We start from the raw sequence: 14,996 nt of genomic DNA, 5'->3' as shown, positions 1-14,996 counted from the left end.
CGGGTCCAGGGCCGCGACGCGCGGGTCTCGCGGGCCTACCCGCTCCGCAACCCCCCGGCTGCGACCGGTTTTCCTGAGGCGTCGGGCCTGAAAGCCCGCCGTATCGAAGCCCGCTTCCCGGATCCGGCTGCCAACCCGTACCTGGCCTTCGCAGCACTGCTGATGGCCGGTCTGGACGGTATCCAGAACAAAATCCACCCAGGCGATGCTGCCGACAAAAACCTGTACGACCTGCCGCCTGAAGAGGCGAAAGAGATCCCACAAGTGTGCGGCAGCCTGAAAGAAGCCCTGGAAGAGCTGGACAAGGGCCGCGCGTTCCTGACCAAGGGCGGCGTGTTCTCCGACGACTTCATCGACGCTTACATCGCGCTGAAATCGGAAGAAGAAATCAAGGTTCGCACCTTCGTACACCCACTGGAATATGAGCTTTACTACAGCTGCTGATCCGGTAGCGCCGCACTACGTGGCGTGAATGAAAGAGGCCTCCTTCGGGAGGCCTTTTTTATTGCAGATCAAAAACCCCTCACCCTAACCCTCTCCCAGAGGGAGAGGGGACTGATCTCCATGCTTTTCAGAACCTGAGTTCACATGGCAATTTCAGGTCGATGGAATTTGTAAGAGCAACACGGTCAATCCCCTCTCCCTCTGGGAGAGGGCTAGGGTGAGGGCATTACCAGATGTTTACCGAGTTGGGCCAACCGTCGCACCTGACCTATGCTGCACCCCATCGCTTTCAATCCCGGTCGATTTCATGGGTCGCATCATTCTCTACATTCTGCTGCTGATCGCCCTGCCCGCCGCCGCGCAGATCTACAAGTACACCGATGCCAACGGCAACACCGTCTACAGCGATCACTCGCCGGACGGCGTACAGGCGCAACCCGTGGAATTGCCGCCGCTCAATCGCGTCGAGCCGCAAGCACCGAGCGCACCCCCTGCGCCCGTCAGCGACAACCGCGAACCTCAGCGCAACGCCTATGACATCCTCGAACTCGCCGGGCTGCCCAGCGAAGAAGCCCTGCGCGCGAACAACGGCACCTTCACCGTCAACGTGCTGATCAAGCCACGCCTGCAACCGCCGCATCAATTAAGGCTGGTACTCGACGATGAGCCTTACGGTCAGCCGAGCAACGTGCCGATCCTGCAATTGGTCAACGTCGATCGCGGCGAACATCATCTCGCCGTGCAGGTCATCGACGGTCAGACGATCATTCAACAGAGCCCGCCGGTCGCCCTCAGCGTGCAGCGGGTGCACATACCATGATCCGCGCGTGGCTGATCGTCGCGATGGCGCTGGTGACACTGCAGGCCTCAGCCGAGGTGTTCACCTACATCGATGCGCAAGGCAATCGCGTCTACACCGATCAACCGCGCAGCAGCGCCAAGCGCGTACCGATCGCGACCAGCAACCGCATGTCCGCCACCCCCACCGCCGCTGCGCCGATCACCACCGCGAAAAAATCCCCGGAACAACCGCCCTTCCACTACGACATGTTGCGCATTCTGGTGCCTGAACCCGACGCCACCATTCGCAGCAGCGCCGGTGAAATCATCGTAAGTGTCACCAGTGAGCCGGGTCTGCAAAAGGGTCATCGCTACCGCCTGTTACTGGATGGTCAGGCCACTGGCGAGCCCGGCCTCAGTCCGGTGTTCCCGCTGAACAACATCGACCGGGGCAGCCACAACCTGTCCGTTGAAATCCTCGACGCCGAAGGCCGCACCGTCGAACGCACGGCCAATCAACCCTTCCACATGCTGCGCATCTCGCTTGCGCAGAAGCGTCAGGTCAAACCCTGCACCAAGGACGATTACGGCGTACGCCCGGAATGCCCTCTGAAAGAAAAACCCGAAGAGCCGAAAAACCCCTTCCTGCGTTTCTTCTAACGCCGCTCAGCTTTGCGCACTATATTGGTGCAATAGCCTGCACCGTACTCACATTCCAACCCATTTTGGTTCGAAACTACCCGTGAGAGCTGGCCCTGTGCCACGCAAACGAGCGTCAAACGCCTGTTTCACGGGTTAAGCGCTTCTTTTCGGAGCCTTGGTTTGGTTTTTGCATTTTCCCGATACCGACGCTTGCTTGTTGCGCACGCTCCGCCCCCAAAAGAGGCTCCGATGACCATTAGCGACGCAATCCACCGTTTGCTGCTCGACAACCTGACCACCGCCACCATCCTGCTCGACGCCGAATTGCGCCTTGAGTACATGAACCCGGCGGCGGAGATGCTGCTCGCCATCAGCGGGCAGCGCAGCCATGGGCAGTTCATCAGTGAGCTGTTCACCGAATCCACCGAGGCGCTGAATTCCCTGCGCCAGGCCGTCGAACAGGCGCATCCGTTTACCAAGCGCGAAGCGATGCTCACCGCCCTGACCGGCCAGACGTTGACCGTGGATTACGCGGTGACGCCGATTCTCAGCAACGGCGCGACCATGCTCCTGCTCGAAGTGCATCCGCGTGACCGCCTGCTGCGGATCACCAAGGAAGAAGCGCAACTGTCCAAGCAGGAAACCAGCAAAATGCTGGTGCGTGGTCTCGCTCACGAGATCAAGAATCCGCTGGGCGGCATCCGGGGCGCCGCGCAACTGCTGGCTCGCGAGCTGCCAGAAGACAGCCTGCGCGACTACACCAACGTGATCATTGAAGAGGCCGACCGCCTGCGCAACCTGGTCGACCGCATGCTCGGTTCGAACAAACTGCCGTCCCTGGCGATGTGCAACGTCCACGAAGTGCTCGAGCGCGTCTGCCAACTGGTCGAAGCCGAAAGTCAGGGCTGCATCACCCTGGTGCGCGACTACGACCCAAGCATTCCCGACGTATTGATCGATCGCGAGCAAATGATTCAGGCGGTGTTGAACATCGTGCGCAACGCGATGCAGGCGATCAGCAGCCAGAACGAGCTGCGCCTGGGCCGCATCAGCCTGCGCACCCGCGCCATGCGCCAGTTCACCATCGGCCACATCCGCCATCGTTTGGTGACCAAGATCGAGATCATCGACAACGGCCCGGGGATCCCGGCGGAACTTCAGGAAACCATTTTCTTTCCCATGGTCAGCGGACGCCCCGACGGTACCGGGCTCGGCCTCGCCATTACCCAGAACATCATCAGCCAGCACCAGGGCCTGATCGAGTGTGACAGCCATCCAGGCCACACCACCTTCTCGATCTTTCTGCCACTGGAACAAGGAGCCACATCGACATGAGCCGTAGTGAAACCGTATGGATCGTCGATGACGACCGTTCTATCCGTTGGGTTCTGGAAAAGGCCTTGCAGCAGGAAGGCATGACCACCCAGAGCTTCGACAGTGCCGACGGTGTGATGAGTCGTCTGGCCCGTCAGCAGCCTGACGTGATCATTTCCGACATTCGCATGCCGGGTGCCAGTGGTCTGGATCTGTTGGCGCGGATTCGCGAGCAGCACCCAAGGTTGCCGGTCATTATCATGACCGCTCACTCCGATCTGGACAGCGCTGTCGCCTCGTATCAGGGCGGCGCGTTCGAATACCTGCCGAAGCCGTTCGACGTTGACGAGGCGGTGTCGCTGGTCAAACGTGCGAATCAGCACGCACAAGAACAGCAAGGCCTGGAAGTCGTGCCGGCGCTGACCCGCACCCCGGAAATCATCGGCGAAGCGCCGGCGATGCAGGAAGTGTTTCGCGCCATCGGCCGCTTGAGCCACTCCAACATCACCGTCCTGATCAACGGCGAATCCGGCACCGGTAAAGAACTGGTCGCCCATGCCTTGCACCGCCACAGCCCGCGCGCGGCATCGCCGTTCATCGCCCTGAACATGGCGGCGATCCCCAAGGATCTGATGGAATCCGAGCTGTTCGGCCATGAGAAAGGCGCGTTCACTGGAGCGGCAAATCTGCGTCGCGGGCGTTTTGAACAGGCTGACGGCGGCACGCTGTTCCTCGACGAAATCGGCGACATGCCGGCGGACACGCAAACCCGCTTGCTGCGGGTTCTGGCGGATGGCGAGTTCTATCGTGTTGGCGGCCATGTCCCGGTCAAGGTCGACGTGCGCATCATCGCGGCGACGCACCAGAATCTGGAAACCCTCGTCCATGCCGGCAAATTCCGTGAGGACTTGTTCCATCGCCTCAACGTGATCCGCATCCACATTCCGCGCCTGTCGGATCGTCGTGAAGACATCCCGACCCTGGCCAAGCACTTCCTCAGCCGCGCCGCGCAAGAACTGGCGGTAGAGCCGAAGCTGCTGAAGAGCGAGACCGAGGAATACCTGAAGAACCTGCCGTGGGGCGGCAACGTGCGCCAGCTGGAGAACACCTGCCGCTGGATCACCGTGATGGCGTCCGGGCGCGAAGTGCACATCAGCGATCTGCCGCCAGAACTGCTGAACCTGCCGCAGGACTCAGCACCGGTAACCAACTGGGAGCAGGCGCTGCGCCAGTGGGCCGATCAGGCCTTGGCGCGTGGTCAGTCGAGTTTGCTCGACAGTGCGGTGCCGGCATTTGAGCGGATCATGATTGAGACGGCGCTGAAACACACCGCCGGGCGTCGACGTGATGCTGCCGTTTTGCTGGGTTGGGGGCGTAATACCCTGACGCGCAAGATCAAGGAACTGGGGATGAAGGTTGATGGTGCGGATGATGATGAGGGGGATGAGGGCTGATCAGCCTTTGAATCTTCGCTGACCGTGACATCCATTCGCGAGCAGGCTCGCTCCCACAGGGAATTGCATTCCAACGGTGGGAGCGAACCTGCTCGCGAAGCTTTTAGGGCAACCGTGCACCGCATCAATGCACGATGACCCGCGATTGCGCACAGTCGAATCCCCACGTTCGCTTCCGAAAACACCGAATAATTAATTTTTCAAATACACGAAAGCCCCGAATTCCGGGGCTTTCGTGTTTCTGATCAGATTTTTTGTTTCAGTAGATTAAAACCTGGCACGCCCCCTGCAATACCTCTTGCAGGTGATTCGTTTCACCACCCGTTTCGGGGACCTTGGTACAGGCAGGCCGGGGATTCCCCTCTTTACACCGGGCGCAGATCGCCACGCGATGCGCCCACCCTTTTGGGATCCTTGGTACAGGCAGGCCGGGGGTTCCCTCTTTACACCGGACCGACGCTCGCAGCGAAGTCCGCCCGTTTTGGGAACCCTGATACAGGCAGGTCAGGGATTCCCGCTTTTATACCAAACGCCGAGGCGTTCAGCCCGGCGTCAATCAAGCTTCGGACGCTTGGGTAAATGATGCAGGGGCTGGTTTTGCCGCCCCGAGTCATATTCCCGTATCTCTGCTTCAAGTCGGTCCAGCATTTTCCCAGGACTGGGTTCATTGATCAGAATATCCGTCAGCCGTGCCTTTTCGCCGGCGTCAGCTTTGACGTAGACCTCGAGAAACCACCAGACCCGCCGCTGCAGAAGCGGATACTCAACGTGAAACTCAGGCGTGCGGCTCAGTTTGCGGAGCCTGCTCGAAAGATCGCCAACGCTGTCCCAGAGTTCCAGTTTTTTAGGCACTTCTCCTACCGGCACATGCTGCAACCAAAGACTTGCCGACGAATCATTACTTTCCGCTCCCAGCCAAATATCGGCGTCGGTTTTTATCCGTGCGTGTATCAGCCGCCGGAGTGAGGCCGGATCCGCTATTGGATTGCCGATGAGATTGAAGCCTGCTCTGAGTTCAACGGACTCCGGGATCGAGGTAATGCGATTGTTCGCAAGGTTCAACACTTTCCCGGGAATCTCGTGGGTTATGCCCTCCGGAAATCTATTCAACCCCATGTTGGAAAGATCCAGCTCCTGCAACGTAGTCATTCCTTTGAGTGAAGGTGCGACAGAAAGCGCATTGTTGCCCAGTCTCAAAACCTCCAGTCTTGACGGCCCGTTGTCGGCATCGAGCCCGAAAGGGATTCGGTGTATTCCGGCGCCTGTCAGATCCAGCACACGCAACTCGGTCATCCCGGAAATATCAGGATCCGTTAGCAAAAAAATGCTCTGGTGTTGAACAGATAACTGGGCGCGCAAGTCGTCGGGATAATGACTCAGCCTTGCCGCCTGTATTTTACCAAGCCTCAACACCTGCAGTCTGGTCATGCCCCTCACCGAAACATCATCCTGTAAATCACAATCCTGCAGGTTCAACTCTCGTAAACGGGGGAGCTTCACTAATTGCTCGGTGAAGCGCGAATTCATATTGAATCTTGAGTAAGCACGCTCATATATAGAGGCGCCGAAGGATCTTCTGGTGATTAACTGGCTTGTTACCGTCAGACTTTCAATGTTTGGAAACTGCGCAAAAAACACCTCAGGGTTCAGCGGTGCATGACCTCTTAACGTAAGAGAAACGACTGAGTTGAACTTCAATGAAAGCAACTTATCGACTGGCCATAGCGTGAGATTGATATCCAGCTTGAAGCCCGATAGCCGCCCATCGCTATAGACCCGCTGATCTGGCTCACCTTGCCACTTGTACAACTGGCGTAGCCTGCTCCACATGGCAAACGCCTCAGATATCTCATGGGACTCGTGTACGTGATTTTGGTGGTTCGGGATGCTGACGTGTTCGCTGCCCAGCTGAGGAAGCCCGAGCTGAATACGCTTGAGTTCCACATCTGCCACATCCTTGTCACTGAACCGAGCGATAAAGTCATCTGCGTGTTGATCGGTCGATTCCGGAAAATACTGTTTGATCTGCGCTCGAGTGGCTGGCTCAACGACCTCACGCGGGTACCACAGACCGCTGTCGCCATCGCGCAGCATTACCGGGCCTAAAAGCAATTCGCTTGTGCGTCGGGCTCGATGCAATCCCGTTTGCGGATCCACGGCGACAAGAACAAGGTCGCCACTGGCCACGTCAGCGTATGTTCGCTTGTTAAAAACCCTTAAACCTTCACTGTTGACTTCTGGAAGTATCGCCCGGGCATTGACTACGTAATGGTCCAGGGACGGCTGAGATGCTGGCAGACGCGTTTCAGCGGGAATCATGTGAACGACGACGGCCGGAGCCGGATGGATGACATCAATGTCCGTAGCGCCGGCTCGTGACTGCGGATTGTCGGGAGTACCCCCTGAGTCAACGCTTCTGCGGCCGGAGGAACCGGGGAGCGAAGTGTCCACATCCACAGGTCGATTCGAGTGGGTGGAAACATCCACGTGAGTACTGCCACCGCGCGGTGGTTTTCCTGGCATGTTTTTTCATCCTTGAAAAAGTTGCCCTTGGCATTCGCCTGAGGGACGAAAGTATCGGCATCCTGCCGGCTTAAAAGAGCAGCGCACGATAGCGTGCGCCAGTGTTGAAGGAGATAGGAAAGACAGACTGGTGCAGTGAGAAACAACGCCAGGAAACGTAGGAGGAGAGAGACGGCAGGTTTTCGATCAGTTCGTTTGCAAGCGAATCTCCAGCCGCCAGCGGTTCTCGACTTCGCGGCCTGTCCACTCGCCCTGTAGCGGCCGCGCCGCCAGCACCGTCAGCAGCAAGCCACCGTCACTTTTGCGCGTACGCCAGTTCACGTCCTTGCCGTTGAGTTTGAACTGGCCCTTCTGCGCGGGACCTTCGGCTTGAAACAGCAGCGCCACCGTGCCGTCGATGATCTCGCCGTGCAGCTTGGGCTCGTTGTTGAACCACGCCACCAGGCCACCATCGATCACTTCAACTTGCTGCAACACGCTCGGATCCGGCGTGGTCAGGCGACCAATCATCAAACCGATCATCACGCCGACAATCGCCAGCGAACCGATCACGCGCGGGAATAGTTTCGAACGGTTGTCCACAGGCGGCGTAGAATGCCGCTCATCTTTACCTTCGGAGCCGTGCATGTTTCACGTCATCCTTTTTCAACCAGAAATTCCGCCGAATACCGGCAACGTTATCAGGCTGTGCGCCAACAGCGGCTGCCACCTGCATTTGATCGAACCGCTGGGCTTCGAGATGGACGACAAGCGCCTGCGCCGTGCCGGTCTCGACTACCACGAATATGCCACGCTGCAACGTCACGCGGACCTGGCCAGTTGCCTGAAAAGCCTGGGCAACCCACGGCTGTTCGCGTTCACCACCAAGGGTTCGCGGCCGTTTCATGATGCCGCGTTCGTCCCGGGTGATGCGTTCATCTTTGGTCCGGAAAGCCGTGGTCTGCCGGCCGACGTGCTTGATGCCCTGCCCGCCGAACAACGCCTGCGCCTGCCGATGCGCGAAGGCTGCCGCAGCCTGAACCTGTCCAACACCGTGGCCGTCGCTGTGTACGAAGCCTGGCGCCAGAACGACTTCAAGTAACACCGTAAAACAAATGTGGGAGCGAGCCTGCTCGCGATTACGGAGTGTCAGTCAACTTTGATGTGTCTGACAGACCGCTATCACGAGCAGGCTCGCTCCCACATGGGGTGTTGCTAGACCGTCTTACTGAACGGTTGGCGTCTCGCCGCTTTCCTGCATGCGCTGCAATTCTTGCGCGTACAGGGCGTCGAAGTTCACCGGGGCCAGCATCAGTGCCGGGAACGAACCACGGGTCACCAGGCTGTCCAGGGTTTCGCGCGCGTACGGGAACAGGATGTTCGGGCAGAACGCACCCAGGGTGTGGCTCATCGAAGCCGCGTCGAGGTTCTTGATCAGGAAGATACCGGCCTGTTGCACTTCAGCGATGAAGGCAACTTCTTCACCGTTTTTCACGGTGACGGACAGGGTCAGCACGACTTCGTAGAAATCACCTTCCAGCGCTTTCTGACGAGTGTTCAGATCCAGACCGACCGCCGGATCCCACTGCTGGCGGAAGATCGCCGGGCTTTTCGGGGCTTCGAAGGACAGGTCGCGTACATAGATGCGCTGCAAGGAGAATTGCGGTGCGGTTTCTTCTTCGCTGGCTGCAGTGTTCTGTTGGTCAGTCATCTCAGATCCTTATCGATCTTGGGTCTTTTAGGGAGTGCTGTACGTGGGTGCAGCCGTTCAGGCCTTGAGCAGCGCGTCGAGCTTGCCGGCGCGCTCCAGGGCATACAAATCATCACAACCGCCGATGTGCTTGCTGCCGATCCATATCTGCGGAACGGACGTGCGTCCGGCTTTCTGGGCCATTTCGGCGCGCACCTGCGGCTTGCCATCGACCTTGATCTCTTTGAAGGCCACGCCTTTGTTCTCGAGCAAATACTTGGCTCGGGAGCAATAAGGGCAGTAGTCGCTGGAGTAGACGATGACGTCGCTCATATCACTTCACCAACGGCAGGTTGTCGCCTTTCCAGCTGGAAATCCCGCCGGACAGCTTGGCGGCGGTGAAGCCGGATTTCATCAGTTCGCGGGCGTGGGTGCCGGCGGTCTGGCCCAGAGCGTCGACCAGGATGATGGTCTTGGCCTTGTGTTTTTCCAGCTCGGCGACGCGCGCAGCGAGTTTGTCCTGGGGAATGTTGATCGCGCCAACGATGTGGCCGGCAGCGAAATCCTTGGCCGGACGGATGTCCACCACCACGCCTGCGTCTTTATTGACCAGCGCAGTCAGTTCGCCGGTGCTCAGGCTTTTACCGCCGCCCTGCATCGTGTGCGCCAGCAGCAGAGCCAGCAGTACGACGAAGATACCGACAAGAATGTAGTGGTTAGTGGCAAATTCAATCAGGTGAGCAACCATCGAAGGAGGTTCCAGGGCGTTAAAATGTCGGCCAGTATACACAGCCACTATGGTCGGCCAAACCCCGTCCGGCGGTGACGCGGTCGGAACTTAGCTTTAAACTCCAACTCCCTTTTCCATCGCCCTCTTCTTTATTAGCCACGAGTGGATTCCATGACGACTACGCCTAAACCTTTGGTCCTGATGATTCTCGACGGCTTCGGTCACAGCGACAGCCCCGAATCCAACGCCGTTTTCGCGGCGAAGAAGCCCGTCCTTGATCGCCTGTGGGCCACCGTGCCGAACGGCTTGATCTCGGGCAGCGGCATGGACGTCGGCCTGCCGGACGGCCAGATGGGCAACTCTGAAGTCGGCCACATGAACCTTGGCGCAGGCCGCGTGGTGTATCAGGACTTCACGCGCGTGACCAAGTCGATCCGCGACGGTGAATTCTTCGAGAACCCGACCATCTGCGCCGCCGTGGATAAAGCCGTGGCCGCCGGCAAGGCCGTGCATTTCATGGGTCTGCTCTCCGATGGCGGCGTGCACAGCCACCAGGATCACTTGATCGCCATGGCCGAGCTGGCCTTCAAGCGCGGCGCTGAAAAAATCTACCTGCACGCCTTCCTTGACGGCCGCGACACCCCGCCGAAAAGCGCCGCATCGTCGATCGAACTGCTCGACGCGACCTTCCAGGCACTGGGCAAGGGCCGCATCGCCAGCATCATCGGCCGCTACTTCGCCATGGACCGTGACAACCGCTGGGATCGCGTCGCTCAGGCCTACAACCTGATCGTCGACGGCAACAGCGAATTCAACGCCGCCACCGCGCAGGAAGGTCTGGACGCTGCTTACGCGCGTGGCGAAAGCGACGAATTCGTCAAAGCCACCTCCATCGGCGAGCCGGTGAAAGTTGAAGATGGCGACGCCGTGGTGTTCATGAACTTCCGCGCCGACCGTGCCCGCGAGCTGACTCGCGTGTTCGTCGAAGACGACTTCAAGGATTTCGAACGCGCACGCCAGCCGAAACTGGCCGGTTTTGTCATGCTGACCCAATACGCGGCCAGCATTCCGGCACCGTCGGCATTCGCTCCCGGCAGCCTGGAAAACGTGCTGGGCGACTATCTGGCGAAGAACGGCAAAACCCAGCTGCGCATCGCTGAAACCGAGAAGTACGCGCACGTGACCTTCTTCTTCTCCGGCGGTCGTGAAGAACCGTTCCCGGGCGAAGAACGTATCCTGATCCCGTCGCCGAAAGTCGCTACTTACGACTTGCAGCCGGAAATGAGCGCGCCGGAAGTCACCGACCGCATCGTTGAAGCCATCGAAAACCAGCGCTACGACGTGATCGTGGTCAACTACGCCAACGGCGACATGGTTGGTCACAGCGGCGTGTTTGATGCGGCGGTGAAAGCGGTTGAATGCCTCGACACCTGCGTCGGTCGCATTGTCGAAGCGCTGGAAAAGGTCGGCGGCGAAGCGCTGATCACGGCTGACCACGGCAACGTCGAGCAAATGGCTGATGAGTCGACTGGCCAGGCGCACACTGCGCATACCACCGAGCCGGTGCCGTTCATTTATGTCGGCAAGCGTGATTTGAAAGTCCGCGAAGGCGGCGTGCTGGCGGACGTGGCGCCAACCATGCTGAAACTGTTGGGCCTGGAAAAACCGGTGGAAATGACCGGCACTTCGATTCTGGTCTGACCCGAATCGCCAAAGCACCGCAAAACCCTGTAGGAGTGAGCCTGCTCGCGATAGCCATCTGACAGTCAACTACTCTGTTGAATGTGAGCAAGCCATCGCGAGCAGGCTCACTCCTACATTGGTTTGTGGTGTTTTTCAGGCCAGTTATCACACAGCCCCAATTGGGCGTTTTTTTTGCAGCCTCGGGCGGGCATACTAGGCCGTCCCTTACCCTGGTGCCGCCCGCCTCTATGCTCCGCGTCCTGATCGCCCTCGCTCTGACCTGCCTGCTCCAACCGGCCTTCGCTGACGAGCGCGCGCAAACCCAACAGCAGTTGGACGCCACGCGTCAGGACATTGCCGAGCTGAAAAAGCTGCTGAGCAAAGTCCAGGAAGAAAAGTCCGGCGTACAGAAAGAGCTCAAGGGCACGGAAACCGAGCTGGGCAAGCTGCAGAAACAGGTCGATGCGCTGCAGAAAGAACTGCAGAAAAGCGAATCCGAGCTGCAGCGGCTCGATGCAGAGAAAAAAAAACTCCAGAGCGCGCGCACTGAACAGCAGCGACTGATCGCCATTCAGGCCCGTGCGGCCTATCAGAACGGCCGGCAGGAATACCTCAAGCTGCTGCTCAACCAGCAGAATCCCGAGAAATTCGCTCGCACGCTCACCTATTACGATTACCTGAGCCAGGCCCGCCTGGAACAGTTGAAGAACTTCAACGAGACCCTGCGCCAACTGGCCAATGTCGAAAAAGATATTGCCGCCCAACAGGCGCAATTGCTGGTGCAGAAAAGCAGCCTCGATACCCAGCGCGACGAACTGGAAAATGTCCGCAAGGAACGCCAGCAAGTCCTCGCCAAGCTCAACGATGACGTGAAGGCCCGCGATCAGAAACTGGCCGCCCGCGAGCAGGATCAGGCAGACCTGTCTAAAGTCCTTAAAACCATTGAAGAAACCCTGGCCCGCCAGGCTCGTGAGGCAGAAGAAGCGCGGCAGAAAGCGCTGATTGCCCAGCAGGAAGCGGAAAAAAAGCGCTTGCGTGAGGCGCAGGCTGAAAACAGCGACGCCCCACGAAAACCGGTCAAATCCACTCCCGGCGCGCTGGTCTCCAGCAGCGGCGAGACCTTTGGTGGCGCTTTTGCTGCAACACGGGGAAAACTTCCCTGGCCGGTTGATGGTCGACTATTGGCGCGCTTCGGTGAAAGCCGTGGCGACGACGCCCGGACCAAATGGGACGGCGTGATGATCAGCGCCTCCGCCGGCAGCCAGGTGCATGCCGTACACGGTGGTCGTGTGGTGTTCGCCGACTGGTTGCGTGGCGCCGGGCTGCTGGTGATCCTTGATCACGGCAATGGTTTTCTGAGTCTTTACGGTCACAACCAGACGCTGCTCAAGTCTGCCGGTGACGTGGTAAAAGCCGGTGAGTCGATCTCCACTGTCGGTAACAGTGGCGGTCAGGACACACCAGCGCTGTATTTCGCAATTCGTCAGCAGGGTCACCCGAGTGATCCGGCGCAATGGTGTCGTGCGCAAGGATAAGCGCACCGCCTAATTAAGGAGTTCGTTCGACATGCTGCATTTGTCCCGCCTTACCTCGCTGGCCCTGACGATCGCTCTGGTGATCGGCGCGCCTCTGGCGTTCGCCGCTCAACCGGCCCCGGCCGTCGCTCCGGCAGGCACTGCCGCGACCTCCAAGGCGCCGTTGCCGCTGGAAGAGTTGCGCACCTTTGCCGAGGTCATGGACCGGATCAAAGCCGCTTACGTCGAGCCGGTGGACGACAAGACCCTGCTGGAAAACGCGATCAAGGGCATGCTCAGCAACCTTGATCCGCACTCGGCCTACCTGGGCCCTGAAGACTTCACCGAATTGCAGGAAAGCACCAGCGGTGAGTTCGGTGGCCTGGGCATCGAAGTCGGCGCCGAAGACGGTTTCATCAAAGTCGTCTCGCCCATCGATGACACCCCAGCGTCGAAGGCCGGCATTCAGGCTGGCGACTTTATCGTCAAGATCAACGGTGCGCCGACTCGCGGCCAGACCATGACCGAAGCCGTGGACAAGATGCGCGGCAAGATCGGCCAGAAAATCACCCTGACCCTGGTACGCGATGGCGGCACGCCGTTCGACGTGACCCTGGCGCGCGCGGTGATTCAGGTGAAGAGCGTCAAGGCGCAGCTGCTGGAAACCGGCTACGCGTACATCCGCATCACCCAGTTCCAGGTCAAGACCGGCGAAGAGGTCTCCAAGGCCCTGGCCAAGTTGCGCAAGGACAACGGCAAGAAGCTCAACGGCATCATCCTCGACCTGCGCAACAACCCGGGTGGCGTGTTGCAGGCGGCGGTGGAAGTGGTCGATCACTTCATCACCAAGGGCCTGATCGTCTACACCAAAGGCCGGATCGCCAACTCTGAGCTGCGTTTCTCTGCCACTGGCAAAGACGAAAGCGAAGCAGTGCCGATGGTTGTGTTGATCAACGGTGGCAGCGCCTCGGCGTCGGAAATCGTCGCCGGCGCTCTGCAGGATCAGAAGCGCGCCGTGGTCATGGGCACCACCAGTTTCGGCAAGGGTTCGGTACAAACCGTGCTGCCGCTGAACAACGACCGCGCGCTGAAGATCACCACGGCGCTGTACTTCACGCCGAATGGCCGCTCGATCCAGGCGCAGGGCATCGTTCCGGACATCGAAGTGCGCAAGGCGAAGATCACCAACGAGGCCGATGGCGATTACTTCAAGGAAGCCGACCTGCAAGGTCACTTGGGCAACGGCAACGGCGGCGCGGACAAACCGACCGGCTCCGGCGCCAAGCCCAAAGCCATGCCGCAGGATGATGACTACCAATTGGCCCAGGCCCTGAGCCTGCTCAAAGGGCTGAGCATCACATCCGGCCGTTGAGGATGTCTTTGCGTTTCGTCTTCGTTCTGTTGTGCTGTCTGGCGGGTGCTGCTCACGCAGAGCCCGTCAGCCCAAAGCCACACAAAGCCTACCTGACACTGATCATCGACGACCTGGGGCAGAACCTGCCCCGGGATCGCCGCGTGCTGGCCCTGCCCGGCCCGGTGACCACGGCGATCATGCCCGATACGCCGCATGCCACCGAGTTCGCCCGCGAAGCCCATCGCGCCGGCAAAATCGTCATCCTGCACATGCCCATGGACCCGGCCACCGGGCCGTACGCCTGGCACCCGGAGCTGCCGCTCGAAGAACTGGAAAAACGCCTGAACGCCGCGTTCAAGATGGTTCCGTACACCGCCGGCATCAATAACCACATGGGCAGCCGCATGACTGCGCAACCGCTGGCGATGGCGTGGTTGATGGCCGAGTTGCAACGCCGGCACAAGTTCTTCGTCGACAGCCGCACCAGTGCACAGACCGTCGCCGCGCAGCAGGCGCAGAAGATCGATCTGGCCAGCGTTTCGCGGGATGTGTTTCTCGACGACGAACGCACTGAAGCGGCGATCTACTCGCAGTTGCAGACTGCGATCAACCTGGCGCGCAAACAGGGCTCGGCGGTGATGATTGGCCATCCATATCCGCAGACATTGGCAGTGCTGGAGCGCGAATTACCAAAGTTGAAGGCTCAGGGCATCGAGTGGATCGACATCAAACAGATGATCAGCCTGCGCAGCAATCGCGCCATGGCCGGTCACGGTAAAGACGGGGTTTATCGGTAATACCCGGTAACGCTCTATACATAGTTACCGCCAGCAGCACCGCTGGCTTCTGGATAGTGAGACCTGCAACAGGTCGCGACTCCCCCGAGTCG

14 protein-coding genes and 1 pseudogene are annotated in these 14,996 nt (G+C 59.3%); 10 read left to right on the top strand and 5 right to left on the bottom strand.

Annotated elements, in window-relative coordinates:
- The 5 genes and pseudogenes from glnA to ntrC form a co-directional block, all read left to right on the top strand.
- Window positions 1-444: pseudogene (glnA, locus tag ACWR1S_RS15570) on the top strand (glutamine synthetase); the annotation flags it as partial.
- 307 nt (window positions 445-751) lie between these two features.
- Entirely contained in the window at window positions 752-1,264 is a 513-nt protein-coding gene (locus ACWR1S_RS15565) for a DUF4124 domain-containing protein (protein ID WP_454564111.1), read from the top strand.
- Window positions 1,261-1,884, top strand: a complete 624-nt coding sequence (locus ACWR1S_RS15560) for a DUF4124 domain-containing protein (RefSeq protein WP_454564110.1) — start codon at window positions 1,261-1,263, stop codon at window positions 1,882-1,884. Before ACWR1S_RS15565 ends, ACWR1S_RS15560 begins: the two co-directional genes overlap by 4 nt.
- A 231-nt stretch (window positions 1,885-2,115) precedes the next feature.
- The gene (gene glnL, locus ACWR1S_RS15555) at window positions 2,116-3,201 is read left to right on the top strand and encodes a nitrogen regulation protein NR(II) (RefSeq protein ID WP_064117045.1); all 1,086 of its coding nucleotides are present in this window, start codon (window positions 2,116-2,118) and stop codon (window positions 3,199-3,201) included.
- Window positions 3,198-4,634 (top strand): nitrogen regulation protein NR(I), encoded by a 1,437-nt coding sequence (gene ntrC / locus ACWR1S_RS15550; protein WP_008080565.1) that lies wholly within the window; start codon window positions 3,198-3,200, stop codon window positions 4,632-4,634. The genes glnL and ntrC overlap by 4 nt, the downstream gene beginning before the upstream one ends.
- A 552-nt stretch (window positions 4,635-5,186) precedes the next feature.
- Here the strand turns inward: ntrC and ACWR1S_RS15545 are convergent.
- Together ACWR1S_RS15545 and ACWR1S_RS15540 are read right to left on the bottom strand one after the other, a co-directional pair.
- Window positions 5,187-7,121 carry a leucine-rich repeat domain-containing protein gene (locus ACWR1S_RS15545; protein ID WP_454564109.1) on the bottom strand — a complete coding sequence of 645 codons (1,935 nt, stop codon included), beginning with the start codon at window positions 7,119-7,121 and terminating at the stop codon, window positions 5,187-5,189.
- Window positions 7,122-7,343: 222 nt separating this feature from the next.
- On the bottom strand, window positions 7,344-7,784 hold the full coding sequence (locus ACWR1S_RS15540; RefSeq protein ID WP_454564108.1) for a hypothetical protein: 441 nt from the start codon (window positions 7,782-7,784) through the stop codon (window positions 7,344-7,346).
- Here ACWR1S_RS15540 and ACWR1S_RS15535 point away from each other — a divergent pair.
- On the top strand, window positions 7,783-8,238 hold the full coding sequence (locus ACWR1S_RS15535; protein WP_454564107.1) for a tRNA (cytidine(34)-2'-O)-methyltransferase: 456 nt from the start codon (window positions 7,783-7,785) through the stop codon (window positions 8,236-8,238). The genes ACWR1S_RS15540 and ACWR1S_RS15535 overlap by 2 nt on opposite strands.
- A gap of 123 nt (window positions 8,239-8,361) precedes the next feature.
- On the opposite strand, the gene secB is transcribed toward ACWR1S_RS15535, so the two are convergent.
- From secB to ACWR1S_RS15520, 3 genes are read right to left on the bottom strand one after another with little or no spacing between them, the layout of a single operon-like run.
- Window positions 8,362-8,847, bottom strand: a complete 486-nt coding sequence (gene secB / locus ACWR1S_RS15530) for a protein-export chaperone SecB (RefSeq protein WP_016772114.1) — start codon at window positions 8,845-8,847, stop codon at window positions 8,362-8,364.
- A gap of 57 nt (window positions 8,848-8,904) precedes the next feature.
- On the bottom strand, window positions 8,905-9,159 hold the full coding sequence (grxC, locus tag ACWR1S_RS15525) for a glutaredoxin 3 (protein ID WP_454564106.1): 255 nt from the start codon (window positions 9,157-9,159) through the stop codon (window positions 8,905-8,907).
- Window position 9,160: 1 nt separating this feature from the next.
- The gene (locus ACWR1S_RS15520; RefSeq protein ID WP_077570333.1) at window positions 9,161-9,574 is read right to left on the bottom strand and encodes a rhodanese-like domain-containing protein; all 414 of its coding nucleotides are present in this window, start codon (window positions 9,572-9,574) and stop codon (window positions 9,161-9,163) included.
- A gap of 153 nt (window positions 9,575-9,727) precedes the next feature.
- Between ACWR1S_RS15520 and gpmI the strand changes: the two genes are divergently transcribed.
- The 4 genes from gpmI to ACWR1S_RS15500 all read left to right on the top strand — a co-directional run bounded on the left by gpmI (window position 9,728) and on the right by ACWR1S_RS15500 (window position 14,904).
- On the top strand, window positions 9,728-11,257 hold the full coding sequence (gene gpmI / locus ACWR1S_RS15515) for a 2,3-bisphosphoglycerate-independent phosphoglycerate mutase (protein ID WP_454564105.1): 1,530 nt from the start codon (window positions 9,728-9,730) through the stop codon (window positions 11,255-11,257).
- A gap of 230 nt (window positions 11,258-11,487) precedes the next feature.
- Window positions 11,488-12,774, top strand: coding sequence for a murein hydrolase activator EnvC family protein (locus ACWR1S_RS15510; RefSeq protein WP_454564104.1), 1,287 nt, complete (start codon window positions 11,488-11,490; stop codon window positions 12,772-12,774).
- Between the two features lie 31 nt (window positions 12,775-12,805).
- Window positions 12,806-14,125, top strand: coding sequence for a S41 family peptidase (locus ACWR1S_RS15505; RefSeq protein WP_016986344.1), 1,320 nt, complete (start codon window positions 12,806-12,808; stop codon window positions 14,123-14,125).
- A 2-nt stretch (window positions 14,126-14,127) separates the two neighbouring features.
- On the top strand, window positions 14,128-14,904 hold the full coding sequence (locus ACWR1S_RS15500) for a divergent polysaccharide deacetylase family protein (RefSeq protein WP_454564103.1): 777 nt from the start codon (window positions 14,128-14,130) through the stop codon (window positions 14,902-14,904).
- Window positions 14,905-14,996: the final 92 nt, after the last annotated feature.

Source organism: Pseudomonas sp. AIG, from assembly GCF_977020205.1.
This window is presented reverse-complemented; position numbering and strand designations above follow the sequence as displayed.